At 64.8% G+C, this 25,113-nt stretch carries 26 protein-coding genes; 22 read left to right on the forward strand and 4 right to left on the reverse strand.

The window, feature by feature from the left end; translation table 11 throughout:
* Positions 1-18: 18 nt before the first annotated feature.
* From K32_RS24590 to K32_RS24655, 14 genes are all read left to right on the forward strand, one after another.
* Complete coding sequence (locus K32_RS24590; protein WP_201402000.1) at positions 19-1,146, forward strand: hypothetical protein; 1,128 nt, start codon at positions 19-21, stop codon at positions 1,144-1,146.
* Complete coding sequence (locus tag K32_RS24595) at positions 1,143-1,871, forward strand: hypothetical protein (RefSeq protein ID WP_201402001.1); 729 nt, start codon at positions 1,143-1,145, stop codon at positions 1,869-1,871. Before K32_RS24590 ends, K32_RS24595 begins: the two co-directional genes overlap by 4 nt.
* Positions 1,868-4,000, forward strand: a complete 2,133-nt coding sequence (locus K32_RS24600; RefSeq protein ID WP_201402002.1) for a glycoside hydrolase family 55 protein — start codon at positions 1,868-1,870, stop codon at positions 3,998-4,000. The genes K32_RS24595 and K32_RS24600 overlap by 4 nt, the downstream gene beginning before the upstream one ends.
* A 53-nt stretch (positions 4,001-4,053) precedes the next feature.
* A complete protein-coding gene (locus tag K32_RS24605; protein WP_201402003.1) occupies positions 4,054-5,151 on the forward strand; it encodes a baseplate J/gp47 family protein in 1,098 nt (365 codons plus the stop codon).
* The gene (locus K32_RS24610; RefSeq protein ID WP_201402004.1) at positions 5,148-6,350 is read left to right on the forward strand and encodes a hypothetical protein; all 1,203 of its coding nucleotides are present in this window, start codon (positions 5,148-5,150) and stop codon (positions 6,348-6,350) included. The genes K32_RS24605 and K32_RS24610 overlap by 4 nt, the downstream gene beginning before the upstream one ends.
* Before the next feature lie 49 nt (positions 6,351-6,399).
* A complete protein-coding gene (locus tag K32_RS24615; RefSeq protein WP_201402005.1) occupies positions 6,400-6,882 on the forward strand; it encodes a hypothetical protein in 483 nt (160 codons plus the stop codon).
* Between the two features lie 8 nt (positions 6,883-6,890).
* The gene (locus tag K32_RS24620; RefSeq protein ID WP_201402006.1) at positions 6,891-8,864 is read left to right on the forward strand and encodes a DUF4815 domain-containing protein; all 1,974 of its coding nucleotides are present in this window, start codon (positions 6,891-6,893) and stop codon (positions 8,862-8,864) included.
* Positions 8,865-8,873: 9 nt separating this feature from the next.
* Positions 8,874-10,091, forward strand: coding sequence for a hypothetical protein (locus K32_RS24625; protein WP_201402007.1), 1,218 nt, complete (start codon positions 8,874-8,876; stop codon positions 10,089-10,091).
* The gene (locus K32_RS24630) at positions 10,081-11,049 is read left to right on the forward strand and encodes a tail fiber domain-containing protein (RefSeq protein ID WP_201402008.1); all 969 of its coding nucleotides are present in this window, start codon (positions 10,081-10,083) and stop codon (positions 11,047-11,049) included. The genes K32_RS24625 and K32_RS24630 overlap by 11 nt, the downstream gene beginning before the upstream one ends.
* Positions 11,050-11,086: 37 nt before the next feature.
* Positions 11,087-11,299 (forward strand): hypothetical protein, encoded by a 213-nt coding sequence (locus K32_RS24635; protein ID WP_201402009.1) that lies wholly within the window; start codon positions 11,087-11,089, stop codon positions 11,297-11,299.
* Positions 11,292-11,846, forward strand: a complete 555-nt coding sequence (locus K32_RS24640) for a glycoside hydrolase family protein (RefSeq protein WP_201402010.1) — start codon at positions 11,292-11,294, stop codon at positions 11,844-11,846. Before K32_RS24635 ends, K32_RS24640 begins: the two co-directional genes overlap by 8 nt.
* Positions 11,843-12,070: a hypothetical protein gene (locus K32_RS24645; RefSeq protein ID WP_201402011.1), complete on the forward strand. Its 228-nt coding sequence runs from the start codon at positions 11,843-11,845 to the stop codon at positions 12,068-12,070. The genes K32_RS24640 and K32_RS24645 overlap by 4 nt, the downstream gene beginning before the upstream one ends.
* A 100-nt stretch (positions 12,071-12,170) precedes the next feature.
* Positions 12,171-12,524, forward strand: a complete 354-nt coding sequence (locus K32_RS24650; protein ID WP_201402012.1) for a hypothetical protein — start codon at positions 12,171-12,173, stop codon at positions 12,522-12,524.
* Positions 12,521-12,799 (forward strand): hypothetical protein, encoded by a 279-nt coding sequence (locus tag K32_RS24655; protein ID WP_201402013.1) that lies wholly within the window; start codon positions 12,521-12,523, stop codon positions 12,797-12,799. Before K32_RS24650 ends, K32_RS24655 begins: the two co-directional genes overlap by 4 nt.
* On the opposite strand, the gene K32_RS24660 is transcribed toward K32_RS24655, so the two are convergent.
* From K32_RS24660 to K32_RS24670, 3 genes are all read right to left on the reverse strand, one after another.
* Positions 12,796-13,023 carry a hypothetical protein gene (locus K32_RS24660; RefSeq protein ID WP_201402014.1) on the reverse strand — a complete coding sequence of 76 codons (228 nt, stop codon included), beginning with the start codon at positions 13,021-13,023 and terminating at the stop codon, positions 12,796-12,798. The two genes, K32_RS24655 and K32_RS24660, sit on opposite strands and share 4 nt — an antisense overlap.
* A gap of 61 nt (positions 13,024-13,084) precedes the next feature.
* A complete protein-coding gene (locus K32_RS24665; RefSeq protein ID WP_201402015.1) occupies positions 13,085-14,392 on the reverse strand; it encodes a site-specific integrase in 1,308 nt (435 codons plus the stop codon).
* A gap of 326 nt (positions 14,393-14,718) precedes the next feature.
* Positions 14,719-15,627 carry a LysR family transcriptional regulator gene (locus tag K32_RS24670; protein ID WP_244670023.1) on the reverse strand — a complete coding sequence of 303 codons (909 nt, stop codon included), beginning with the start codon at positions 15,625-15,627 and terminating at the stop codon, positions 14,719-14,721.
* 157 nt (positions 15,628-15,784) lie between these two features.
* Between K32_RS24670 and K32_RS24675 the strand changes: the two genes are divergently transcribed.
* The 8 genes from K32_RS24675 (at position 15,785) to K32_RS24710 (ending at position 24,534) form a co-directional block, all read left to right on the forward strand.
* Positions 15,785-16,621 (forward strand): MBL fold metallo-hydrolase, encoded by an 837-nt coding sequence (locus K32_RS24675; RefSeq protein ID WP_201402017.1) that lies wholly within the window; start codon positions 15,785-15,787, stop codon positions 16,619-16,621.
* Positions 16,618-17,565 (forward strand): carbohydrate ABC transporter permease, encoded by a 948-nt coding sequence (locus K32_RS24680; protein ID WP_201402018.1) that lies wholly within the window; start codon positions 16,618-16,620, stop codon positions 17,563-17,565. Before K32_RS24675 ends, K32_RS24680 begins: the two co-directional genes overlap by 4 nt.
* Positions 17,565-18,407: a carbohydrate ABC transporter permease gene (locus K32_RS24685; RefSeq protein WP_201402019.1), complete on the forward strand. Its 843-nt coding sequence runs from the start codon at positions 17,565-17,567 to the stop codon at positions 18,405-18,407. The genes K32_RS24680 and K32_RS24685 overlap by 1 nt, the downstream gene beginning before the upstream one ends.
* 25 nt (positions 18,408-18,432) lie before the next feature.
* Positions 18,433-19,710 (forward strand): extracellular solute-binding protein, encoded by a 1,278-nt coding sequence (locus K32_RS24690; protein WP_201402020.1) that lies wholly within the window; start codon positions 18,433-18,435, stop codon positions 19,708-19,710.
* 10 nt (positions 19,711-19,720) lie between these two features.
* A complete protein-coding gene (locus tag K32_RS24695) occupies positions 19,721-20,848 on the forward strand; it encodes an ABC transporter ATP-binding protein (RefSeq protein ID WP_244669736.1) in 1,128 nt (375 codons plus the stop codon).
* Positions 20,845-21,498: an HAD family hydrolase gene (locus K32_RS24700; protein WP_201402021.1), complete on the forward strand. Its 654-nt coding sequence runs from the start codon at positions 20,845-20,847 to the stop codon at positions 21,496-21,498. Before K32_RS24695 ends, K32_RS24700 begins: the two co-directional genes overlap by 4 nt.
* Before the next feature lie 26 nt (positions 21,499-21,524).
* Positions 21,525-22,190: an HD domain-containing protein gene (locus K32_RS24705; RefSeq protein ID WP_201402022.1), complete on the forward strand. Its 666-nt coding sequence runs from the start codon at positions 21,525-21,527 to the stop codon at positions 22,188-22,190.
* Positions 22,191-22,266: 76 nt separating this feature from the next.
* Positions 22,267-24,534: a glycoside hydrolase family 2 protein gene (locus tag K32_RS24710; protein ID WP_201402023.1), complete on the forward strand. Its 2,268-nt coding sequence runs from the start codon at positions 22,267-22,269 to the stop codon at positions 24,532-24,534.
* Here the strand turns inward: K32_RS24710 and K32_RS24715 are convergent.
* The gene (locus tag K32_RS24715; RefSeq protein ID WP_244669737.1) at positions 24,531-24,953 is read right to left on the reverse strand and encodes an Rrf2 family transcriptional regulator; all 423 of its coding nucleotides are present in this window, start codon (positions 24,951-24,953) and stop codon (positions 24,531-24,533) included. The two genes, K32_RS24710 and K32_RS24715, sit on opposite strands and share 4 nt — an antisense overlap.
* Positions 24,954-25,113: the final 160 nt, after the last annotated feature.

Consider the following 25,113-nt stretch of genomic DNA (forward strand, 5'->3'; position numbering starts at 1 on the left):
GTCCGCCCGATAGCATTCGTGCTCAACAACGGCGGAAGCCTTGGCACGCCCGTTGCGCTGAAGGTTCGGCCGGAAGACCTGCAGCGCAACGAACCATCTCGCATCGCCGTGCACCAGACGCTGGGGCGCACCACGCAGGGCTGGGCCGACAACTTCGGCGCCGGCCTGCCGTCGTGCACGATCAGCGGCAATACCGGCTGGCGGAAGGGCGGCGCGTCCGGCGAGGACGGCGCTGAGCACTTCGTCACCCTGCACAACGTGGTCATGCCGGCCTATCACGCAGCGAAGCAGCGTGCCATCGAGACCGGCACCGACCCTGCCGCCGTCAAGCTGCTGTTCGTCGACATGCTCGACAACTTCTGCTGGAACGTTGCGCCCATGGGCTTCCAGTTGCGCCGCTCGCGCACCCGGCCGCTGCTGTTCCAGTACAACATCCAGCTTCAGGCCATCTCGACCGACATCGACAACCCGCTGCGCTTGCTGCCATTCCTGGGCAACATCCCGGCCGGCCTTGGCGCGCTTGACGGCATCCTGGGCGCGCTGTGGGGCTTCGCTTCCGACGTCGAGGGCTGGGTGAGCTCGGCTCTCGGCTACGTTGACCGGGCGCTGGCGCCCATTGCCGCTACGGTGAAGACCTTCGTCGCTGTCTCGGCGTCGGTGCTCGGCGCCGTCAGCACCGCAGTCGGCGCCGTCCGCAACGGCATCAGCGGCGTCGCTAACAGGCTGATTGGCATCGCTGGCGACGTGGCCCAAGTCGGCATCAACGTGTTCCGCACCATCTCGTCTATCGCCAGCCTGCCGGCGCATCTGCGCGCAGCCCTGTCGCGTGTCGGCTCGGCATACAACGAGGCCCTGTGCATCCTGCGCAACTCCCTGCGGCCTCGCAAGACCTACCAGCAGTATGACGGCCTGTACGGCGCATCCAACTGCTCCTCGACCACGGGCGGCCGCCCTGGCAGCGCCTACGCCAACATGAACGCCTTCTCGCTGATGCAGGAAGACAAGCTGCCGGTGGATCTCAACAGCCAGGCCCTGTCCAGCGTGTCGAGCCTGAACCGCGGCGACCCCGTCCTGGCGCCGGTGCCGTTCGCCGAGATCGGTCGGCACCTCGAGAACATCAACAACGGCATCACGGTGAGCGAATGAGCGAGTTCGAGCGCGCGCTACCGCCATTCCGCCTGGTGCAGACGCACCACGGCGACGACCTGGGCGCCGTTGCTACCCGCGAGCTTGGCGATGCCAACCGCTGGCCGGAGCTTGTCTGGCTCAACGACCTGCTGCCGCCGTACCTCACCGACCATCCTGCTGCCGCCGGCGAGCGGGTGCTACTCAACGGCTCCTACATCCGCGTTCCGGCGCCGGCCGGGCGATTCCTCGGCGATGACGACAGCGTCGACCAGACTTTCGGGCGCGACTGCGGCATGTGGGGCCGGCGCCTAGCTGCCGACGCCGGCGGCGACTTCGCCGTTCTGACCGGCCGCGACAACCTGCGACAGCAGCTGCGCCACGCCATCATCACCCCGCGTGGTCAGCAACGGCGTCACGCCGATTACGGCTGCCTGGTCTGGCGCCTGCAGGGCACCACCAACGGCCCGCTGGCTGCCACGCTCGGCTCTGAGTACGTCCGGGCCACCCTAGCAGCGGACTACCGCGTCAACACCGTGCGACGCTCAGAAGCAGTGGTGACTGGCGACCAGCTCAGGATCACCGCGACAGCAGAGACTATCGCTGGCGATGCCATCGACATCGGCAGTGATACGCCAGAGCTATCAGCGGAAGACCCGACACCAGAAGAGGAGTTCGGACTGTACGTCGACCTGCTCCACCAATTTGTTCACTACACACTGCCCCCGAGGATCAGGTTTACATGAGTACACCCAACGAGCGTATCGAGGACTCCCTTGTTCGACTGGAGTCCGATACCAGCACACTGAATGAAATCGTACACGGGCCTGAGCATGAGACCGTGCCGACCGAGTCCGGCCCGGTTCCGACCGTTGCCGAGCTTTTCCGGCAGATCGGTGAGCGCGTCGAGTCGGTAACGGACGCTGCCGCTAAGTCGGCCGAGGCCTCGCGCGTAAGCGCCGAGAGCGCTGCGGCCAGCGCCAACGTGGCGGCCAATCAGGTCAATGCAGCGGCCGCGTCTGCCGAGCGTGCTGAGCAGGAGGCTATTGCTGCTGGCAGCGCTGCTGGTCAGGCTGGCGCGCAAGCCAGCACCGCTGCCGAGTCGGCCCAACAGGCTCGCGCCTCCGCTCAGGCCTCCAGTCAGTCGGCGAACCAGGCAGTGTCTGCAGCGCAAGAGGCAGGGAAGAAGGCCGATGCTGCCGGTGAGGCCGCTCAAACTGCGGGCGCGAAGGCGGATCGCATCCTGGCTGCTGGCGACGCCAGCAAAGGCGCCGGTGCGGTGCCGTATGATCAAAAGCTTGATTACCAAGATGGCAGCGTTGGAGCGGCTATCAGGGCTGGCGGTGGTCAGGCCGTACAGAAACTTCGCGATGATTTGGCTGACAGCTCAAGCGAAGATGGTGGCGGCCATCTCATTGCCTTTAGTCAATTTGGCGCGACTGGAGCGGTGGCAAGAAACATAAACTCTAAGGCCAGAGACATAGTTAGCGTTTTGGACTTCGGTGCGACTGGCAACGGTACGACTGATGATACCTTGGCAATTCAGGCTGCCATTAACTACGTTCGGTCGAAGCCCAATGGTGTCCTTTATTTTCCTCCAAGACGGCCAGGCATGTACTTCCGCATTACTGCGCCGCTGTTGATTAATGGCCCGATCAAGATCAGAGGGGAGGGGCCGAACTCTACTACGATTTTGGGCGTCGGCATGGCGGCCGGAAGTTACCTCATCGACTGCAACGTTGCTGCAGAGGATGTTGTCGAGCATTTGGAGATAAGCGGCCTCACTCTCAGAAGCAACAACAATCTGCCAAGCGGCATCCGGGCGCACAACGTCTCTTATTTGACTGTTAGTGATGTTGTGGCGCGAAGCCTAAACCACGGGCTTACTCTGTCAGGCACTCGCACCTACTCTAACTTCTTCGACAGGTTTACAGGATACGCGATCAAGGGAAACACCGTCCGGCTGGATGGCTACAATGGTGGCGGGCACATAACATTCAATAACTGCACATTCTCAGGAGACGCCGGCCTCACCGTTATCTCTAATAGTGCGGTCAACAATCTGACGTTCACTAACAGCAACTTCGAGCAATGCGTTTCTGCAAGTTTGGCGGTCTACGGCGACGTGTTCGGGCTTTCGATTGTCGGGTGTCGCACGGAAGCTAGTAATGGTAACGATTTCGTAATCAATCCGAACTCAGGGCGCTCCGTCACCGGCCTATCAGTCACCGGCTGCTTCTTCACCTCTAACAGTGGCTCCAGCCGACCGATTGTATTGGGCGGAAGTGGCGGAAAGGTTCGAGGCTTCATGGTCGCAGGCAATCATGTTGGGTACGCTGGCACCTCATTCGTCCACCTGAATGGCGATGGCGAGTCAGGCGTCGTATGCGGGAACTACTTGAGTGTCAGCGGAATGCTGCCCACTAACACCCAGCGCGCTGGCGTAGTCGTTCACAGCAACGAGAGCTCGGGAGGGAAGTGCCCTGAGTATTGGGGCTTTGCTCAGTGGGGCGCTGCAGATGGAGCCTTTACCTTCACTGATGGAAGTGGCGCCAACCTTGAGCTGGCCAACGTGGCTGGGCGGTATACCCGGATAGGCCGCAATATTTTCTGGCAAGCCTACGTTGTGTACCCAACCACGTCCGATACGAGGCAGGCATCCTTGGCTGGTCTGCCTCTCGCTGCTTCAGGTGGTTTCGTTGGCCGAACAGGCGGAACTGTCGATGCAACGAACGCATCTCTTGACCTGGCGATATGGCATGGCAGCCCAAACTCAAGCAGCGTATCAGTCATGAACAGGCAGACGCTGGCAGCAATCACGAACGCCCAACTGTCTGGTAAGCAGTTGTACCTCTCCGGTCATTATACGATCTGATACGTTGTCGTGACCCCATACTGCCCGCATCACCTGATGCGGGCTTTTTCATAGTGGCTTTCCAGATCAAGGACTTTGCGTCCATCGTCGCTAGCGTCATCAACCACATGCGCGGCACGACCTCCAAAATCACCGACTACCAGCCTGGCTCCGTGGCGCGCACTGTCGTGGAAGGCCCAGCGGTGGAGATGGAGGAGCTGTATCTGCAGATGTTCCTCGGCTTGCGGGAAGCCATCCCCGTGGCCACCTTCCAGAGCTTCGGGTTCGGCAAGCTGCCGGCGGCATACGCGCATGGCTTCGTGAGCGTTTCGACGACCCCGCCACCTACCGCCGATATGCTGGTGCCGGAGGGGACTAGCTTCACATCTGCAGATGGGCGCGAGTACCTGAGCTCCGTCGCAATCACCTGGCGCGCCGGCGAACCGATGGTCGTCATCCCGGTGATCGCTGCCGCCGCCGGCACCGACTACAACATCGCCGCCGGGCTGATCACCAGCTCGGCATTCTTCGGCGCTGGCTACACCATCGGCAACCAGGCGATCACCAATGGCACGGACGCAGAGACCGACGACGAGCGCGCGGCTCGCTTCGCCGACTTCATCGCATCGCTGAGCCGCGGCACGGTCATCGCGTGCCTGTACGCCGCAAAACAGGCAACGGCCCGGGACGAGAACGGCAACATCTACGAGTACGTGACCCGCTCAGGCATCAGCGAGATTGCTGGCTACGTCCGCATCTACCTGTACTCGTCCATCGGCATCCCGTCTGCGGAGCTGCTGGCCAACGGGCAGCAGCTGATCGATGGGCAATACGATCCTGAGACCGGCACGCCAATGGTGGCCGGCTTCCGCGCCGGCGGCATACGCATCGACGTGCTGGCTATGGTTGAGCGTGAGATCCCGATGGGCATCGGGGTGCGCATGCGGCAGGGATATGCGCTGACAACTACTGTTCAGCAGACGATTTCCGACACTTACGGCAATGCCATCCGCAACATCCAGCCGGGCGACACCCTGCTGATCGACAACCTGCGCGCCCTGCTGATCGGCACGCCGAACGTGGCTGAGCTCGCGCTATCCTCGACGCAGAACATCACCTGCGAGCAGTTCGAGGCCCTGGTGCCCGGCGCACTGACGATCTATCCGATATGAACATGCTGCAGAAGCTTCTGCGCCACCCGCACAATGCGGTATTCGACAAGTCCGCAGACGCCGTTCCTGCGTTCCGACTCCAGCACCAGGATGGCGCGGCGTGGGTCGTAGACGAAGGCGTTCTGGCGGTATCTACGCCTTCGATCAGCCGGAAATACCGCCTGGCCGACCACACCATCGGCTCATTGATCCTGCGCCTGAAGGTCGATGGTTTCACAGTCGTCAGTGTCTCGACCTACCTGTTCGGCCGCTCCGCTCGCGTGCTGGTTCCAGGCTCGGGCTCGCAGGCTCAATCCAACGGCGACCAGCTGATGGGCTTCCGCTCTCTGCTGTGGGCGATCTACTCGGCATTCGCACCAGAGCTGGTCGAGGCCAAGCGCCAGGTCGGGGAGGCCCTGAAGCAGATGGTCATCACCACCGCAGAGGGCGAGTGGCTTGACTTGTGGGGCAACCTCTACAGCGTGCCGAGGGAAGACGGCGAGAAGGACGGTGACTACCAGCGTCGAATTCCCGAAGAAGCGTTCAGGCTGCGCGTCAACAAGATTGCGATAGAGCAGGCCGTGTTCGACCTGACCGGCAAGCGCATCGTTCTCCTCGAGACCTGGCGCAATATGTTCAGGCTGGACGAGTCGGTGCTGTCCGGCAGTGACCGCCTGGTTGACAGTGACAGGTGGCGCTACGGCTACATTCAGCCGGTCGCCAAGGAGCTGATCGACTGGACGGAGGTGCTCAAGGTCATCGACCGCAACCGCGCCGCCGGCGTCATCATCCTGCCGCCGCAGTCCGAGATCAGCGATTTCGTCGATGGCCGCGTCGACGGCACTATCGCGTTCGGCATGCTCGCCAGATTCGGTGCACTGGTGCGCACGCTCGACGAAGCGCGCCTGGACTGGATGCAGCTCGGCAACACGCACCAGATCCGCAACTGGGGCGTTCGCATCGACGCTGAGTGGGCCTGGGTCATCTTGGGCGGCGTGGCAGGCGAAGTATCGCTTGGCGCCATGGAAGAGTTCATGGGCTGGTTCATCAGCGCTGCCGCTCCAGAGCAGCAGAGTGCCGGCATCGGCTCCGAGACGGGTGGCACCGTCAACTTCAACCGCTGGACGCGGAACCGGACGTGGTCGCGCGAGACCTGGGGCGCTCGTGGCGCGCCGGTTCCTCGCCGGGCGGGCGTGCGGATGGATACGGAGACATCCTGAGTCGTCGTGACACCAGAATGGCCACAACGAGCAATCCTTCGAGGATCACATGGCCATTCTTACCGAGTCGGGGCGCGTCGCCGTCGCCGTCCACATCTCCGAGCAGCCCCTGCACATGGCGTGGGGTAACGGCAACGTCGCCTGGGACACCACCCCCGTTCCGCCGACGCCGAGCGAGACAGACCTGGTTGCCGAAGTCGGGCGCCTCAAGGCTTCGTCCATCCAGTTCGCCGTCCCGGCACAGAACGGCTCCATCGAGCTGCCGGAAGGCAACTTCAACGTCAGTGCTACGCCGACGAAGTATCTGCTGCTGAATTTCAACTTCGGCTACAACCACGCCGTGGGCCAGGACATCCGCGAGCTCGGCGTCTTCGTCGGCACCGTCGCCGCTGCAGGCGTCCCGCCAGGTGCCAACTACTTGACCCCGGATCAGGTGGAAAACGTCGGCCGCATGATGGTCGTCGAGCGGGTGCCCAAGTTCACCCGGCAGTCGAACACCCAGCAGAAATTCACCTACGTGATCGAGTTCTGAGGAATCCCATGGCCGGTGACATCGAGCTTGACCACTACTACAACCGCTTCGACCCCGAAAAACAGTATCAAGAGCATCTGTTCATCGCCGGTCGGGTACTGCAATCCGCCGAACTGAACGAAATTCAGTCGCAGTCCGCCTACCGCCACAAGATGATGGGCGACGCGCTGTTCAAGGACGGCGACATCGTTCGTGATGCCCGCGTCGTGGTCGACAGCGCCACGGGCGCCACAATCGCCGAGTCCGGTGCGATCTATATCGACGGCCAGGTGCGCGGCGTGCCGCCGGCAAACTTCACGATCCCGATGACTGGCACCGTCGTCATCGGGATCTATCTGCTCGAATCGATCATCACCGAGCTTGAAGACCCTGACCTGAAAGAGCCGGCCATCGACGTGCGCGCCTACGGCGAGCCAGGTGCTGCCCGCCTGAAGGTCACCCCGATTTGGGGCCTTCAGGGTGAGCGCTCTGACACCGAGTTCTACCCGATCTACTACGTCGATGACGGACAGCTGCGCGCGAAAGAAGCGCCGCCCGTGCTGGACGCTGTCAGCCAGGCCATCGCCCGCTATGACGTCGACAGCACCGGGTCGAACTACGTCGTCGAGGGCATGCTTGTCCGGCGCCTGGCCGACGAGGGCGAGAATCAGGTCTACACCGTCGACGAGGGCCGTGCCCGGGTCAACGGCTTCGGCGTCAATCTCGCCAACTCGCGCCGCCTGGTATACACGGCGCAGCCTGTAGTCCGCCCGATCGACAGCGAGCCGACGATCTCGACGTCGGCCACCCTGCAGCACGTCACGTTTGCCCGGGCGCCAGCTCGCCGGGTCAATGGCGTGCGGATCACGAAAGAGACCACTGCCACGCTGACGCACGCGAGCTTCGCTGGTGGCGCTGATCCGCTGCCGGAGACCTCCGTCGTCTCTATCGAGCGCATCTGGCAGGGCACCACCGAGTTCGTGAAGGGCGTTGACTATCAGCTCACCGGCCAGACCGTTGACTGGTCGCTTTCCGGCAACGAGCCGGCGCCTGGCTCGACTTATCAAGCCACTTTCCGCCACATCGACTCTGCCGAGCCGCAGAACCTCACCACGCGCGGTTTCGACGTGGCAGGCGCCGTGGTCGGCAGCCTGATCCTGACGACCTACGAAGCGATGCTTCCCCGAATCGACCGCCTGTGCATCGACGACAGCGGCCAGTTCGTGTGGATTCAGGGCGTCTCGACCGACTACAACCCTGTCCGGCCGTCCGTGCCGTCCACCATGATCGCCCTGGCGCAGGTCGCGCAGAACTGGGACGACACCACCCTGGTGATGAACGACGGCGTGCGCACTGTCTCGATGCGCTCCATCGAGACGATGTTCACCCGGATGGACAACCTCACCGACCTGATCGCGCAGCAGCTGCTGATCTCCGACGCCAACACGCGCGACTCGGCGTCGAAGAAAGGCGTGTTCGTCGACCCGTTCCTCAACGATGGTCAGCGTGACGCCGGCATCGAGCAGACCGGCGCCGTGACCAACGGCATCCTGACCCTCCCGATCCTGCCGAGTGTCGTCGAGGTCAGCACGGACATCGCTTCGCCGCAGAAGTGCGCCTACGAGATCGAGCCGCTGATCGTGCAAGAAGAACGCACCGGGTCGATGAAGATCAACCCGTACATGGCATTCGACGTGCCCGCCGCGCCTGTGACGCTCATGCCGTCGGTCGATCGCTGGACTGAGACGACCACGAAGTTCCTCAGCGATGTCACGAACAAGTTCGTGGCCTACGACCCCAGCTTCCATGCCTGGGTGCCGAAGGGCGGCCACCCGTCCTACGTCGTCACCACCGAAAATACCGACCTGGTGTCCTCGACCCAGCGCGAGATCCAGTACCTGCGCCAGATCGACGTGGGCTTCAAACTCACCGGCTTCGGCCCGGGGGAGACCCTGACGACCGTCACCTTCGACGGCGTCTCGGTCACTCCTGTCAGCAATTAAGGAACGCCCATGGCTCTCACTGCAAACCAGCAAGGCGTTGTAACCGGAAAATTCCGCATCCCGCCGAACGTATCGTCCGGCTCGAAGCGCGTCGAGTTCAAGGGCTCTGGCGGATCGCACGGCAGCGCCTCGTTCTTCGGCCAGGGCACTGCCGTCGAGAACGTGATGCAGCGCGTGATCAACACGACCACGCGCTACTACGACCCTATCGCGCAGACCTTCTACATCGACTCGATGCGGCAGATCGCCGGTATCGACCTCTATGTCGAGTCCAAGGGCACCACGCCGATCGTCGTGCACATCCGTGATACCTCGAACGGCTACCCGGCCCAGACCATCATTGCCGAGGCATCGTTGGAGCCTGGTGCGATCAACGCGGGCGCCTGGAACCGTTGGCTGTTCCCCACGCCGGTCACCTTGGTGCCGAGCGTTGAATACTGCATCGTGGTCATGTGCGACGACGCCGTCGCGGCTGTCGGCATCGCAGAGCTGGGCAAGTGGTCGCTGAGCAGTCAGTCCTGGGTGACTGGCCAGCCGGCCAACGTCGGCGTGATGTTCTCGAGCTCGAACAACAGCACGTGGACTGCGCATCAAGATCGGGACATAGCGTTCCGCCTGCTCGCTGCGAAGTACACGCAGACCCAGCGCGTCGTCGACCTCGGTACTATCACCGCGTCCGGTCACACCGACGCGCTGGTGCTGTCCGCGCCGGACACGCCGACCAGTGCCACTTCGTTCAGCATCAGCCTGGAGCTGCCGGACGGCCAGGTCATCACCACCGGCGACAGCCAGAAGGTGACCTTCATCCCGGCGGTGACCGGCCAGATCGGGATCAAGGCCCGGCTGACGGCTGACCAGAACGTGTCGACCACGATCTTCCCCGGCACCGTGCTGGCACTTGGTACCGTCCAGACCACTGCGGACTACGTGTCGCGGGCATTCCCTGCGGACGCGGCCAGCAGCGCCGTTACGATCATCTTCGATGCGCACCTGCCCAGCGGCGCCACGGTGAACGTCTTCGTGTCCGGCACCGGCCCTGGCGACACCTGGCAAGCGGTCAGTCAGCTCGGCCCGGCGGTTCCGGTAGGCGACGGCGTCTACGAGTTCACCTACCGCATGCTGCGCTTCAACAAGGCCAACTGCCGCATCAAGCTGGTGCTCAACGGCACCAACGCTGCGCGGCCGATCCTCCGCAATCTGCGTGCGAGCGTGACCGATGATCGATGATCGCACAGCGGAGCTCGACCTTCCGCTGCCGAACGAGGAGAACAACCTCTCAGACGACGTCGGTCGTCTGAGGGAGGCCTTCAACTCTATCGACACCTACCTGAAAATGGCCAGCGACGTCGCAGACGCTGCGCTGCCGGCCAACCAGAAGGGTGCGCCGGACGGCGTGGCGCCGCTGGTTCAGGGGCGTGTGCCGATGACCTACATGCCCGAGGCGCTGGTCGGCAGCGTCAAGTACCAGGGCACGTGGAACGCGGCGACCAACACGCCGGCAATTCCGGCCGCGGCCGCTGCCAACAGGGGCTGGTATTTCCTCGTCAGCGTCGGCGGCGCCACGAGCATCAGCGGCCAGTCGAAGTGGGTGGCTGGCGACTGGATTGTGTCGAACGGCGGCAGCTGGGATCGCATCGCCAACTCCGAGGTATTCGATGCCTCGGCCATCCAGTCCGGTGTCTTCGACGCGGCTCGCATCCCCAACCTGGCCATCGCCAAGATCACCGGCCTGCAACAGGCGCTCAATGACCTTCAGTCCGGTATCGACAGCAAGCTCGACGCGGCGGGCGGCGCAGTCACCGGCGCCACTGAATCCACCACGCCAACCACTGGCGCACTGCGCCTGGCCGGTGGCTTGGGTGTGGCGAAGAACATCAACGCCGGTGGCGCGATCAACTCGGCCGGCAACGTGTCGGCGTTCTCCGACGCCCGCTTGAAGCAGGATGTCGAGCAGATCACGGGCGCGATAGAGAAGGTCATGCAGCTGCGTGGTGTGACCTACACCGACATCGCTACCGAGGAGCGCAGGACGGGGCTCATTGCCCAGGAGCTGCAGAAGGTGCTGCCGGAGGCCGTGGTTGCGCAGGGCGAGTACCTGGCCGTGGCCTACGGCAACCTGGCCGGCCTGCTGGTCGAGGCGGTCAAGGCTCTGGCCGCCAGGGTCGATGAGCTGGAGCGGTCGTGACAGCAAAATGCCTCCATTGGCAAGAGGCATTTTCATCATGCGGTTAATTGACGACTGGAAGCGCAAGTTTCCGAAGCTCTGGAGCGTGCAGCTCTCGATCCTGGCTGCCCTGGCTTCGGCCGTTGAGGTCGGCTTCAGCTACTGGGCCACCGGCAAGCCGGCCTGGATCGCTGGCGCGGCCATGCTGATTTCGCTCGGCGCTGCCGGCGCTCGCATCATCGCCCAGCCGTCGGTGACCGCCAATGGGTAAGACCGGTCAGAAGACGCTGGCCGCCACCATCGGCGCCGGCGCTACCGCAATTCTCCTGGGTGTGGGCTCGCAGGTCGGCTTCACCGAGCGCTTCGAGGGCATGGTGCTGCGCGGGTATCTCGACCCTATCGGCATCCCGACGAAGTGCGCCGGCGACACCTACAACGTCACGGTCGGCAAGCGCTACAGCCTGGAGGAGTGCAAGGAGTCCCTGGAGCTGGGACTGATCAGGCACGCCGAGCCGGTGCTGCGCTGTGCGCCCCACCTCAAGACCATTGGCTATCCCTACTTCCTCGCGGCCGCCATCGACCAGAACTACCACATGGGTTCCTTCTGCGGCACTTCGATGGATCAGGCGTTCAAGGCCGGCAACTACCGAGTCGCCTGCGTGCGCTTCAACGAGAAGCCGAACGGCCAGCCGCAGTGGATCTACGTCAAGGACAAGTACAACCCGGTCACCAAGGCCTGGTCGTACAAGAGCCTGCCAGGCCTCGTGACGCGCGCGGCTGCTCGGCGGGAACTGTGTGAAAAGGGGCTCAATTTGTGAGTGAGCTGGATCGCAAGGAGTTCAGGGAACTCGAACGCGAAGTGACGGTCACAAGTCAAAACGTCGTGCGTATGCAGGAGCAGATTTCCGGCCTGCAGCGCACCGTGGAGGCCTTCGTGACCAAGTCAGAATTCGCACCCGTCAAACTGATCGTATACGGCCTCGCGGGCGGCGCATTGACTGCCGTTCTGTCCGCCGTGCTCAACAATGTGATCGCAAAATGATCGCCGCGGTGAGCCGCAAGCTGTGCCTGCCATGCTTCTGCGTGCTGGTAGGGATCGGGGCTTTCATCGCGGTGCACTGGATGCTCCTGCAGGTGCTGAAATGACCCGGATACTGGCCGTCCTGGCCCTGTGCGCTATCGCCGCTGGCGGTGGCGCTCTCGCCGCAACGTGGAAGGCCGAGGCCGACCACGGCAAGGTGCTCGAGCAGCGCGCCGAAACCATCCAGAAGCTCAAGGACGAGAAGGCCGAGCTGCTGCTGGCCATCGCCGATCAGAACAAGGCTGTGGCCGTGGCCGAGGCGCAGACGCTGGCGGCCAACGAGGCCAAGGCCAAGGCACAGCAGCACGCGGCAGACCTGGCCGGCTTCAGCAAGTCGAGGATGGACAAGCTCGAGCGCTTCATGGCCGACACCGCTGAGCAGGTGCTGAAGGCATACTGGGAGCTGCGCCAATGAGGCTGACGCTTCTGATAGCCGCGCTGCTGCTGGCAGGCTGCGCTGGGCGCGTGGAGTATGTCGAGAAGGTCACGACCGTGCGGGTGCCGGTGAAGGTCGCCTGCGTCGAGGAAGAGCCATCCAGGCCCGCGTACCGATACGGCAAGGGTGACTGGCCTGGCGACAAGGCTGCGGCGCTGATCTTGGCCGACGACTTCGAGAAGGCCGAGCAATACGGCCATGCGTGGGAGGCTGCTGCCGCCGGCTGCCTGGTGGTGCCGGCGGCGAAGCCCTAGCGCGCGTACTGGTTGCCGGCCTGCTCTGCGATGGTCTTGCACGGCACGCAGAGGTCAAACCCATGCTCGCGCCGGGCCGGGTGCATGTCGTCGTCACAGCTCACGCAATGCGCCGGGCCATAGCCGTGATCGCCTGGCTTATACTTCACCGGTGCCGGGCGGCTGGCATTGTTCCGTTCCCACTCACGCAACTCAACCTGCTGCGCTTGATCTTCTGCTGACATCTCTCCCCCTTGGGCATAAAAATGGCGCCGGTTGATCCGGCGCCTGTTGGTTATTGTGGCGTCACGCCACCTTGATCAGTGGCTCACCGTGCGCCGGAGGCTGGCCGCCGGAAAGCACAATGCCCATCCACGCAGACCACTTCGTCATGGCCTCGCGCATCTGCGGCAGGTAGTCCGCGCGGTCGTAGTTCTTCGACCCGGTGTCGTTCTTCGCGTGCTGCTGGATCAGATCGCGGGTGAAGCGGTCGACACCAGCATCGTGGCTGCGCGACTTCCACGTCCGGCGGATGTCGCGGGTCTGGAAGTGGGTCAGATTCACGTCCAGGCGGTCGAGCCATCGGCCAATCGCCTGGTTGATGCTGCGGTGGCAGATCAGCTCGTCGCCACTTCCTGTCCGGCCGGGGAACAGCGGCCCGGCGCCGTGCTTCTCGATCAGCATGCGCAGGGTCGGGATCACCACGGCCGGCAACGGGATGGTGTGGGGGTGCTTCTTGCCCTTGGTCTTCTCCTTGGGCATCTTCCACACTTGCGCGGCCAGGTCGATCTCGGCGCCCTCGATGCGCAGCGTCTCCTGCACGCGCTGGCCGCAGCCGAGCAGCATCCGCACGCACGCCCCAACCTCGAGCGAGAAGCCGCCGTCGTCGTCCAGAGTGGCCTTCCACAGGGCGCGGATCTCGGAGGCGGTCAGGTTACGGTCGCGGGTCTGGATTGCCCCCTGATCCTTCGCCACGTCAGCCGCCGGGTTCCGGGTGATACCCCAGTCGATGCGCTGATCGACTGGGACGGTGTAGTCGTTGGCCGACGTGATAGCCCAGGCGTAGGCCGAGGCGATATAGGAACGCGCCTTGTCCGCGGCACCACGCTTCCCGCGCTGGTAGAACGCCGCAACGTAGTTCACCACGTCGATCGGCATGACTTCGCATGCGGGGATGTTGCGGCCGATGGCGTCGGCTGCCGACGGCACTCGCTTGGACTTGAGCAGCATCCGCTCGACCTCTACGGCGCTCGCCTGGCCCGCAGCCTTCAGCTGGTTCACGTACCCCTGGAACATGCGCTCGACGGTTGCCTGGTTCACCTCGGCCTTTGTCGGCTTCAGCTCCGCTGCCGGGTCTAGGCCTTCCGCCACCTGGGCGAACACCTTCCTGGCCAGCTCGCGCGCCTTGTCCGGCGGCATGTCGCTGCAGCGGGCGAGGGTCATCTTGCGCTGGGTCTTGGTGGCGCTCTTCACGCGGTAGCGCACCACGTAGCTCTTGCGGCCAGAGGCCTGCACGCGAACGCCGAAGCCTTCCACCTCGCTATCCCAGTGCCATGCGTCGCCGGCTTCCGGGGCCTTCAGTCCATCTACAAAGGTCTTCGTCAGTTTGGCCATCTACATCACCTTTTTGTCCTTGAGCCCGGGCTGGTAAGGCCAGTCTGGTACTCTGGTCGCGGCCATGATTTCGGGCGCAGTTAGGGCGCAAGAACCAATGGTCGCCTGTGATTTTGGAGGAACAAACGGTGCCTGTCTTTTGGCTAACCCGTTGTAAGCATTATCATAAATGATCAACGGGTAAAAAGCGAGAGCAGAGAGGAAGAGACTACGAATCTGGGGGTCAGGAGTTCGAATCTCTTCGGGCGCGCCATTTTCCCAAACAAAAACAGTATAATGCGGCCGAAGCCGCCTAGTGAGATCGCAGCTTGGCTGCGAGCTGAACTCTATCGTGACCGCGCGCATTCCGCGGCGACGCGCTGGAAATTGCGCAGATAGGGATTCCGGTTTTCCGGCGACCAGAAGAGCGCGAGCGCGTGCGTGCAGAGCTCGGGTTTCGTCGGTTTCAGGACGAGGTCGTCGGGAATGGGAACCGTGTTTTCCGACAGCAGGCAGGCGCCGAGGCCGGCCGACGTCAATCCCATCTGCGACTGAACCGTGCTGACATCGGTGCGCACCAGGCGGGGATCAAACCCGAACGCCTTCAGCGATGCCAGCTGGTTATCATAATGCGAGCGATGATACTCGCGCGGGATCAGCACGAAATCGAGCTGGCGGAGATCGTCCGCTGTCAGATAGGGGCGCGCGGCCAGCGCGTCCTGCTTCTGCAGGCACACCAGCAGCGGCGCTTCCCATATCGTCTGCGAGGCCATCGTTTCGTCGAGCCGCGTCGGCGTCGGCAGCGACAGGAAGCCGATGTCGATCTCGCCTTCGTTCAGCATCAGGCTCATTTCCTCCGCCGGCAATTCGGCCAGATAGGTGACGACGCCCGAATTGCTCTCGCGAAAGGCACGTAGGATGTCGCTGACGATCGGATAGGACATGTAGCCGGGAATGCCGACGCGCAGCGTCGCCGTCTGCCGCTCGCCCGACAGCATGTCGATCGTGTCGCCGAGCAGGGTCAGTATCTTGCGGCTGCGCTCCAGCATCAGCCTGCCGTCGTCCGTCAGCTTCAGCAGTCGCGGACCGCGCTCGACGAGCTCCACGCCGAGAATTTCCTCCATCTGCGCGATCTGCTGGCTCAGCGTCGGCTGGCTGATGGCGAGCGCGGTGGCGGCGCGGCTGAAGCTGCCGTGCCGATGCAGTTCCTGCAGATAGAGGAAGTGCCGCAGCGTCAGTCGCCGCATCTTCCGCATGGCCGACAAGCTAAAAGTCGCATTGGCCATCTCGGATCCCGTCCAGGTTGTCGTTTCTATAGATCATATCTATAGTTCTATCAGCAATATAATGAACCCGTCACGTTCATTATAAGAAACGGCAATATAAGCTCCCTCGTGAAACATCGAGGGCGCCATGTCCAATCGCTTGTCCATTCTCGGCTCGTCGGGCGGGTTTCCCGTGCTCGGCCTGCCCTGTTCGGGTTACCGGCTGCGGGCCGGCGGACGCGATATCCTGATCGATTGCGGCCCCGGCGTCGCCACCGCCTTGTTCGCCGAACAGGAGACCTGCGCGCTCGACGCGGTGCTGATCTCGCACATGCATCCCGATCACGTGCTCGACCTCATGCCGCTCGCCTATGCGCTGATGACGGAATGGGCGACGGCGGGGCGCGACGTGCCGATGCCGCTGCGCGTCCCCGAGGGTGGACGCGCCTTCCTCGAACGTTTTTCCGATTTGTTCGGCCATCGCCACTGGCGGTTCGGCCCGGCCGAGCGCGGCGCGGGCTACGCGTTGCTCCGGGAACGCGGCATGAACGGCGAAGACTGGTTTTTCACGGTCTTCGACGTCCAGGAATTCCGCCCCGGCGACGGCTGGCGCGAGGGGGAGGGGCTGACGGTATCGACCGCGGCGGCCGACCACGCGATCCCGACGGCCGCCTTCCGCTTCGATTTCGACGGCGGCGCGATCGCCTATACCGGCGACACGCGCTGGAGGCCGGAGCTTGCCGATCTCGCCGCCGACTCCCGGCTCCTTCTGGCCGATGCGCATCTCTCGGGCCCGAGCGCGCCCGGCGGCGCCCATATGACGCCGGCAGAGGCAGCGCGGCTGGCCGAGGCCGCGGACGTCGACGCGCTCGTCCTCTGTCATCTCGGCTCGCCCGCCGACGGCGACAGCGCCCTTGCCGAGGCGCGCGCCGTCTTCGGCGGCCGGATCCATCTGGCAGTCCGCGAGCGCGAGTATCGCCTATGAGCGACGTCGTTGTGGACGATCCCCTTCGCGCGCAGGCGGTGCTGACGCCTCTGCCGCCATTTGCGCGTCCGTCCATCGGCCATCGCGCGGCGCCTTACGCGCTGGTCGGCCCGCTGATGCTCTTCCTCGCGGTCTTCACCCTGCTGCCGTCGGCGCTGATCCTGGTGTTTTCCTTCTTCAACATTGACATTCTGGCCGGGACCTACCGCTTCATCGGCCTCGCGAACTTCCGCAAGGCGATCAGCCACGGCGAGCTTCTCAACAGCCTCAAGGTCACCTTCCTCTATATCCTTCTCACCGTGCCGCCTTCGATGGTGTTCGGCCTCCTGGCAGCGCTTGCCATCCATGCGCTGAAGCGTGGCGCCGGCTTCTGGCGCGCCGTCTACTTCCTGCCGGTCGCCGCCACGCTGGTCGCCATGTCGATCGTCTGGCGCTGGATGTTCCTCGCCAACAAGGGCGTCGTCGATCTGGCGCTCGAGCGCTGGACCGGGCTTTCCGACTGGCTGAACAGCCCGGCCTTGGCGCTGCCGGCGGTGGCGATCGTCGGCAACTGGCAGCAGATCGGCTTCGTCGCCATCCTCTATCTCGCGGGCCTCGCCAGCGTGCCGAAGCACGTGCTCGAAGCCGCCCGTGTCGACGGCGCCGGCGCCTGGAGCCGCTTCTGGCACGTCACCTGGCCGTCGCTCGGGCCGACGACCGTCTTCGCCGGCATCATCTCCAGCATCGGCGCGCTGCGGGTGTTCGACACGATCGCCACCATGACGGCCGGCGGCCCGTCGCAGCGGACCGAAACGCTCGCCTATCTCATGTGGCAGCGGGGCATCTACTTCTTCGACATCGGCGGCGGCGCGGTTGTCGCGCTCGTCCTCCTGGCGCTGGCGCTCGTCGCCACGGCCATCCAGCGCCGCATGACGGCAAGGCTCGAGAGAGCGGGATCACGATGATGCGGAACGCCTCCAGCCGCCGTCCCGCCGCCGGCCAGCTCGCGCTGCACGGCGCGCTCGCGCTGGGCGCCGTCTTCATGCTCCTGCCGTTCTGGCTGATGCTGCGCACCTCGCTCACGGCGCCGGACGATATCTTCTCCGGTGGCATGCTGGCTCTGTCGCACCCGACGCTCGAAAACTACCTGCGCGTTTTCCGCGACGTGCCGGTGCTGCGCTACTACCTCAACGGCATCGTCGTCGTCGTCACCATCTTCCTCGGCCAGCTCGTCGTCTGCGTGCCGGCGGCCTATGCCCTGTCGCGGCTGCATTTCGCCGGCCGTTCGGCGAGCCTGTGGCTGGTGCTCGGCGCCATGATGGTGCCCTACCAGGTCACCGCCATCCCGGTTTACGTGATCCTGTCGGGCCTCGGCCTCATCAACGGCCTCGGCGCGCTGATCCTGCCTTTCGTCGGCTCGGCCTTCAGCGTCTTCCTGCTGCGGCAGTTCTTCCTGACGATCCCGGCCTCCGTCTTCGAATCGGCGCGGCTGGACGGCGCCTCGCCGCTGCGGGTGCTGACCTCGATCGTGCTGCCGATGGCCCGCCCGGCGATCACCACCTTCGGCATCTTCAGCTTCGTCTCGCACTGGAACGACTATTTCTGGCCGTCCTTCGTGCTGCGCACCGATGCCGCGGCCACCGTGCCCTTCGGCATCGTGCGCTTTCTCGACCAGGAGCTTGGCTCGGAATACGGGCCGCAGATGGCGGCGGCGACGCTGACCGTTCTGCCGCTGCTGATCGGTTTCCTGCTTGCCCAACGACAGTTCATCAACGGCATGGCCATGAATTCCGGTCAGGTCGACTGACAATGACAACCCTTTGGAGAGTCACATGAAAAGTTCCGTTTCGAACCTTTCTGCGCTTCTGTCGGCCCTGCTGTGCGCCACCGCCGCCTCGACGCTTTCGCAGCCCGCCCGCGCCGCCGAGCCGATCCGTATCGTCTCCGGTCAGGAAAAGCAGAACGGCGACGTGCTGAAGACGATCTTCGGCGAGTTCAACGCGCAGAACCCGAACGACCCGGTCAATCTGGAGCTGGACAACAAGTCGGACGTCGACACCACCCAGAAGGTGCTGGCCGACATCGTCGCCGGCAGCGCCCCGGACGCCGTGCGCGTCACCGGCGCCGTGCTGCGCGCCTATGTCGATTCAGGCCGCGCCCAGCCGCTCGACAGCTGCCTCGCCTCGAAGCCGGAACTCGCCGCCGAGCTCGACAAGGGCCTGCTGGAAGGCTTCAAGGTTGGCGGCAAGCTCTCGGCCATGCCTTGGTACACCACGCTGCCGGCGCTCTTCATCAATGCCGATGCCTTCCGCGCCGCCGGTCTCGATCCCTCCAAACCGCCGCAGACATGGTCGGAACTGGAGGCGGCCGCGGCCAAGCTCACCAACAAGGACGCCCATAAATACGGCGTGCTGATGTACATGCCGAACACCTATGTCTACGAGGCGCAGGTCAAGTCGGCCGGCGGCCAGATCGTCGGCGCCGACGGCAAATCGGCGGTCGCCGGCCCGGAAAGCGTCGCGGTCATGGCCTTCGAACGCGGTCTGGTGGAAAAGGGCTACATGCCGGCGATCGCTCCCGGCGCCTTCTGGGGCCAGTTCGGCGCCATGTTCCAGTCCGGCGACGTGGCGATGCTGCTGGTCGCCTCCTCCGCCTATCCACAGCTGACCAAGAACGCCAAGTTCGACGTTGAACTCGCGCCGATGCCGGTGCGTGACGGCGGCACGCGCATCACCACGGCCTCCAGCAACGGCTTCGTCATGTTGGCGACCGATCCGGACCGTCAGAAGGCCACCTGCCAGGCGCTGCTGTCGCTGGTGACGCCCGAAGCCGTCGCCCTGACGGTGAAGGCGACCGCCTCCTCGCCGCACAATACGGCTGCTACGACCAACCCGGCGCTCCTCGGCGACTACTACAAGGCCCACCCCTCGCTGCTGTCGATCAACGCCCAGCCGAGCGCGCCCTGGTACTCGGTGCCGGGCAAGGCCAATTCCGAGTTCCAGTCGAACTTCGGCGACATCCAGTACGAGATCCTGACCGGCGTCTCCACGCCGCAGGAGGGCCTCGCCAGGCTCGCGGACAGCATGAACGCCCTCCTCGAAGCCAATTGAGGGCGGGTCGGTGAGCTCCCACGCGAACATCGCTTCCCCGCCGCCGACCGCCGCGCTCGCGCCGCCGCAGGTCGTCGTCGACAGGGTTCTGAAGACGCATCCGGGCGCGACGCGCCCGGTGCTGAACAACCTCAGCATCGAATGCCCGGCCGGCAAGGTGACGATCATCGTCGGCCCGTCGGGCTGCGGCAAGACCACGCTGCTGCGCAGCCTCTGCGGCCTGGAGACGATCGACAGCGGCGCGATCCGCTTCGACCAGACCGAGGTCACCCATGTCGACGCCCAGAGACGCGGCGTCGCCATGGTATTCCAGAACTACGCCCTCTATCCGGCCAAGACGGTGGCGGAGAACATCGCCTTTCCCTTGCGCATGGCCGGCGTTGACGCCGCCGAACGAGCCAGGCGGGTGCAGGCGGCGGCGAGCCTCGTTCGGATCGAGGCGCTGCTGGAGCGGATGCCGGCGCAGCTTTCCGGCGGCCAGCGCCAGCGCGTCGGCATCGCCCGGGCGATCGTGCGCGGTCCGCGCGTGCTCCTGATGGACGAGCCGCTGTCCAACCTGGACACGAAGCTGCGCACGGAAATGCGCATCGAACTGGCGACGCTGCAACGCCAGCTTGGCGCGACCACCGTCTATGTCACCCATGACCAGTCGGAAGCGCTGGCGCTCGCCGATCACCTGGTCGTGCTGCGCGAAGGCGTGGTCGAGCAGTGCGGCTCGCCGGAAGCGATCTTCCGTCGGCCGGCGACGGCCTTCGTCGCCGATTTCCTCGGCTCGATGAACATCGTTTCCGGCACGCAGCAGGCAGAGCGCTTCGTTCCGAAGGAGGGCGGCGAGATGGCTTTGCCGGCCACCGCCGGGCGCGCCGCCGAAGGGCCGTTCTCGGTCGGCTTCCGCGCCGAGGAGGTCCACCTCGGCACGCCGGATGCGGCAAGCCTCTGCTTTTCCGCACAAGTCGTCCGCTCCGAATTGCTCGGCGCCGACAGCCTCGTGCACCTGTCGCTCGGCGGGGCGAGCCTGAAGGCGAGGCTCGCCGAGACGCTCAAGGCGGGCGAGGTCGTGCCATTGAAAGTCGAGGCGCGCCACCTTCACCTTTTCGACGCCGGCGGCCGCCGGATTTCGGCCGGAGACATCGCATGACGCACTACACCCACGCCATCTGGGACTGGAACGGCACGCTCCTCGACGATTTCGAGATCACCGCCCGCATCACCATCGACGCGATGGCGGATCTCGGCGTTCCCGGCATCACGCCGGAGCAGGTGCGCCACGAATACCGCCGGCCGCTCAAGGCGTATTTCTCCAGCCTCCTCGGCCGCGAGGCGGACGCGGCGGCGCTCGCCCATCTCGGCGGGCGCTACGACATCCTCTATGGCGAGCGCATGCACGCCCAGCCGCTCGCCACCGATGCGATCGACGCGCTGAACGCCATCGGCCAGGCTGCGACGCAATCGCTGCTGTCGATGGCGCCGCACGCGCAGATCGACGCGCTGATCGACCATCACGACTTGCGCGGCCATTTCGTGCTGGTTCAGGGCTTCGCCGGCACCGGCCATCCGACCAAGCACGAAAGCCTGCTTTCCCATTGCGCGGCACTCGACCTGCCGGTGGAGGGCTGCTGCCTGATCGGCGACACGGTCGACGATTTCGAGGCGGCGGCCGCCGCCGGCATGGGCGCCATCCTGGTCGCCACCGGCATGCAGTCGCGCGCCAAGCTCGAGGCGACCGGCGCCCCCGTCACCGGCACGCTGCGCGAGGCCGCCTCCCTGTTCCTCGGCCGGCCGCTCTGAGCGGCCCGAAAGACGAGACGACGAATATGCACAACGCCACCGACATCGATTGCCTGACCGCGGCGCTCGAGTTCGAATTCGCGGGCTTTGCCGGCGCCGACGCCAGCCACGACGTCCACCACGCGCGCCGGGTGAAGCAGGCCGCGCTCGAGATCGCCGACATCGAGGACGGTGCCGCGGATCGCCGGATCCTGGTCGCGGCCGCCTATCTGCACGACATGGTCAACCCGCCGAAGGATTCGCCCGACCGCGCCAAGGCTTCGGCGCTGTCGGCGGAGGCGGCCGGGCCGGTGCTCGCCCGGCTCGGCTTCGACGAAGCCGAAATCGTCGCCGCCCGGCACGTCATCGTCGCCCACAGTTTCTCGGCAAACATCACGCCGGAAACGCTGGAGGCGCGCATCCTCCAGGACGCTGACCGGCTCGATGCTCTCGGCGCGATCGGCATCGCCAGAACCTTCTATATCGCCGGCCAGCTGTCATGCTCGCTCTTCGACGGCGACGATCCCTTCGCCGTCTCGCGGCCGATCGACGACCGCCGCAACGCGCTCGACCACTTCAAGGTCAAGCTTCTCGGCCTTGCCGACCGCATGACGACGGCCGGCGGGCGGCGGCTCGCCGAAGCCCGCGTCGCGGTGATGCGCGATTTCCTGAACGCGCTCGGGACCGAGCTCGGCCATCCGTCGCCCTGGTAGCCCTCCTCCGGGCGAGGCGCGGCCGGCCGCCTGATCCAGAGATCCAGAAACAAAACCAAGCAGGGAGCAGCCTTCGTTGGACAACAGCCAGACGCCGATCGAAACGGCCATCATCGACATCAGCGCGCCTTGGGTCGTCGACCTGTCCGGCCTTTGGCATTTTCGCCCGGATCCGAAGGGGCTTGGCGAGCATTATCCGGAGCAATTGCACTATTCGCACGCCGATGATGCCCGCTGGATGGAGCCGGAGCATCCGATCGACCGCTGGTCGACCCTCCGCGCGCCGGGTAGTTGGACCGCGCAGGGGCATGCCGGCCTGAAGATCGGCTGGTATCGCCGCAGCTTTTCGCTGCCGCCGCGCCAGGCCTCCTCGCGCTATCGCCTCGATTTCGAAGGCGTCGACTATAACGCCGACGTTTGGCTGAACGGTCGCTATCTCGGCTCGCACGAGGGCTACCTCGGACGTTTCGGCTTCGATATCGGCGAATGGCTGGACGAGGGCGAGAACATGCTGGTCGTGCGGGTCGAGGCACCCGACGATGTGCTCGGAGAGGAGAGCGAATTCGGCCAGCTGAAGACGCTCTTCAAGGGCGCGCTCGGCCGCTGGGACATGAACGACCCCGAATCGAAGCCGGCCGGCATCTGGGGCAAGGTCACGGTTCGCCATACCGGCAGCGCGCGGATCGAGGCCGTCCGCATTGCCGGCGAGCCGCTGGACCTGCCGCCGCGCGGGCAGCCGGACGCCAGGGTTCCGGTGCAGGGCGTCGTCGAGGTTGCGCTCACCCATACCGGCGAAGCGGCGCCGCCGACGCGGTTGCGCTGGTCACTCGCCGCGGCCGGAGGCGGCGCCGTCGTCGCCAGCGGCGAGACCGCGCTCGCCCCGATTGCCGGCGAGCGTCGGGTCAGCCTGGATTTCAGGATCGAGGCGGCCGGCCTTTGGTGGACGTGGGATCTAGGCCCGCAAAATCTCTATGAGCTGAGCGTCGTGCTGGAGCAGGAGGACGGCGTCTCCGACGAGGCGCGGCTGACCACCGGCTTTCGCAAGCTGGAGTTTGGCGAGGGTTGGGATCTCCGGCTGAACGGCGTCTCCTTCTTCCAGCGCGGCGCCAACTACCTGTCCGACCTCGATCTGTCCTCCATGACGGCGGCTCGCTATGAGCGGGACGCCGAGCTGTTCCGTCAGGCGAACCTCAACACCGTCCATCCCTTCTGCCTGATGGAAAGGGACGAATTCTACCGGGTCTGTGACCGGAGCGGGTTGCTCGTCTACCAGGACTTCCCGATCTGGACGACCGGCGGCATCACGAGCGATTTCGCGCGCGCCTCCGTGCGCCAATTCGACGAGATGCTCGACCGTCTCCAGGCCAATCCCTCGGTGGCGATCTGGAATTTCGGATCGCAACCGAGCGTCGCCAATTTCGAAAAGCACTGTTCGGCGCTGGTCGAGCGCGCCCGCGCCCGCGATCCGCAGCGCATCGCCCATTACGGCAACGCGGCGATTTCCTACGATCCGGCCGACCGGGTCCATCCGGTCGAATCCTTCTTCTGGTCGGAAAGCCAGGCGACGCGGCTGGAGGCCAAATACGGCTGGCGGCGCGACTGCCATATGTATCCGGGCTGGTATTTCGGTGCGATCGAGGACATCGACAAGGCGCCAGAGAGCCACTTCGGCTTCGTTTCCGAATTCGGTGGCCAGGCGCTGCCGGGAGCCGACGATCTCGCCGCTTTCCTCGACCTGTCGACGGACACCATCAACTGGCCGGCGCTGGCGCGACGTTGCGCCCAGCCGGTGCTGATGCGCCGGAATTTCCGCGACATCGAGAGCCTGCGCGAACTGATCGAGCGCAGCCAGGACCATCAGGCCCGGCTCCTGAAGCACCACATCGAATTCATTCGCTCGAAGAAGGGCGATCCCTGCCACGGCCTGCATGTGTTCGCCTTCAACGATTGCTGGCCGGCCGTCACCTGGTCGATCGTCGGCTATTCGCGCACGCCGAAGAAGGCCTATTTCGAGGTCCGGCAGTCGATGGCCCCGGTGCAGGCGTTCTGGAACGGCTGGACCCGAGAGCGCGCCGCCGGCCAGCCCGTCCTCCTCGACTTCTCGCTCGTCAATGACGGCGCGGAGCCGCTGCACGATGGACGGCTCGAAATCATCATCGAGGCCCCGGACGGCTCGCAATTCTCGACCGTGGCGACCATCGATACGTTCGGAACGCAGGCGGCCGCCAAATACCAGTTGGAATGCCTTCTGCCCGAGGTCGGCGGGGAATGCGTCCTGACCACGCGACTGAACTTCGCGGGCGGGGAGACGGTGACGAACCGCTATGTCTTCGGCGTCACCTAGCCGGGGGCGGGGCTGAACTCGCGGGCGATGTCGGCCAGCGAGATCTTCCCGAACTCCTCGGCGAGAAGGGCTTCCGCCTTTTCCATCGCGCCTGTGAGCCGCGTATTGACCGCGCGCTCGACGGGGCAGGAAGGATGGTCCGAGGAGGGGCTCATCGTGAAGACCGGGGCGTCGGTGATGGCGCGCAGGATGTCGAGCACGGTGACGTGCTCGGGATCCCGCACCAGTCGCCAGCCGCCGCCCGGGCCGCCTTCCGAGGACACGATGCCCTGCTGCTTCAGCTTGGCCATCGTCCGGCGCACGACGACGGGGTTGGTGTTCAGCATCAGGGCGATGGTTTCTGATGTCTCGGTCCCGCCCAGCAGCTGCATGTGAACGAGAACGTGGAGCATCCGGGGCAGGCGGCTGTCGCTCGGCAAGGCGAAGTCCTCGGGATCTGACCGTAACTTTCTATGTTACGGATTATTGACGAGATCGAATGCGTAACTTATACAGTTTCGCATTCGAGAGGTTCAAAATGTTGAGGCGCACATTCCTGGCCGGTTTCGCCGGCGCGATCGGCTCGCTCGCCGCGACGCC

The organism is Kaistia sp. 32K (assembly GCF_016629525.1).
Lineage (GTDB): Bacteria > Pseudomonadota > Alphaproteobacteria > Rhizobiales > Kaistiaceae > Kaistia.

Coding starts and splice junctions, on each gene's coding strand:
- K32_RS24680 (WP_201402018.1), top strand. CDS start 16,618: ATGAGCGACGTCGTTGTGGACGATCCCCTTCGCGCGCAGGCGGTGCTG.
- K32_RS24640 (WP_201402010.1), top strand. CDS start 11,292: ATGGGTAAGACCGGTCAGAAGACGCTGGCCGCCACCATCGGCGCCGGC.
- K32_RS24660 (WP_201402014.1), bottom strand. CDS start 13,023: ATGTCAGCAGAAGATCAAGCGCAGCAGGTTGAGTTGCGTGAGTGGGAA.
- K32_RS24675 (WP_201402017.1), top strand. CDS start 15,785: ATGTCCAATCGCTTGTCCATTCTCGGCTCGTCGGGCGGGTTTCCCGTG.
- K32_RS24635 (WP_201402009.1), top strand. CDS start 11,087: ATGCGGTTAATTGACGACTGGAAGCGCAAGTTTCCGAAGCTCTGGAGC.
- K32_RS24615 (WP_201402005.1), top strand. CDS start 6,400: ATGGCCATTCTTACCGAGTCGGGGCGCGTCGCCGTCGCCGTCCACATC.
- K32_RS24665 (WP_201402015.1), bottom strand. CDS start 14,392: ATGGCCAAACTGACGAAGACCTTTGTAGATGGACTGAAGGCCCCGGAA.
- K32_RS24595 (WP_201402001.1), top strand. CDS start 1,143: ATGAGCGAGTTCGAGCGCGCGCTACCGCCATTCCGCCTGGTGCAGACG.
- K32_RS24685 (WP_201402019.1), top strand. CDS start 17,565: ATGCGGAACGCCTCCAGCCGCCGTCCCGCCGCCGGCCAGCTCGCGCTG.
- K32_RS24670 (WP_244670023.1), bottom strand. CDS start 15,627: ATGCGGAAGATGCGGCGACTGACGCTGCGGCACTTCCTCTATCTGCAG.
- K32_RS24620 (WP_201402006.1), top strand. CDS start 6,891: ATGGCCGGTGACATCGAGCTTGACCACTACTACAACCGCTTCGACCCC.
- K32_RS24625 (WP_201402007.1), top strand. CDS start 8,874: ATGGCTCTCACTGCAAACCAGCAAGGCGTTGTAACCGGAAAATTCCGC.
- K32_RS24600 (WP_201402002.1), top strand. CDS start 1,868: ATGAGTACACCCAACGAGCGTATCGAGGACTCCCTTGTTCGACTGGAG.
- K32_RS24610 (WP_201402004.1), top strand. CDS start 5,148: ATGAACATGCTGCAGAAGCTTCTGCGCCACCCGCACAATGCGGTATTC.
- K32_RS24655 (WP_201402013.1), top strand. CDS start 12,521: ATGAGGCTGACGCTTCTGATAGCCGCGCTGCTGCTGGCAGGCTGCGCT.
- K32_RS24650 (WP_201402012.1), top strand. CDS start 12,171: ATGACCCGGATACTGGCCGTCCTGGCCCTGTGCGCTATCGCCGCTGGC.
- K32_RS24700 (WP_201402021.1), top strand. CDS start 20,845: ATGACGCACTACACCCACGCCATCTGGGACTGGAACGGCACGCTCCTC.
- K32_RS24705 (WP_201402022.1), top strand. CDS start 21,525: ATGCACAACGCCACCGACATCGATTGCCTGACCGCGGCGCTCGAGTTC.
- K32_RS24690 (WP_201402020.1), top strand. CDS start 18,433: ATGAAAAGTTCCGTTTCGAACCTTTCTGCGCTTCTGTCGGCCCTGCTG.
- K32_RS24630 (WP_201402008.1), top strand. CDS start 10,081: ATGATCGATGATCGCACAGCGGAGCTCGACCTTCCGCTGCCGAACGAG.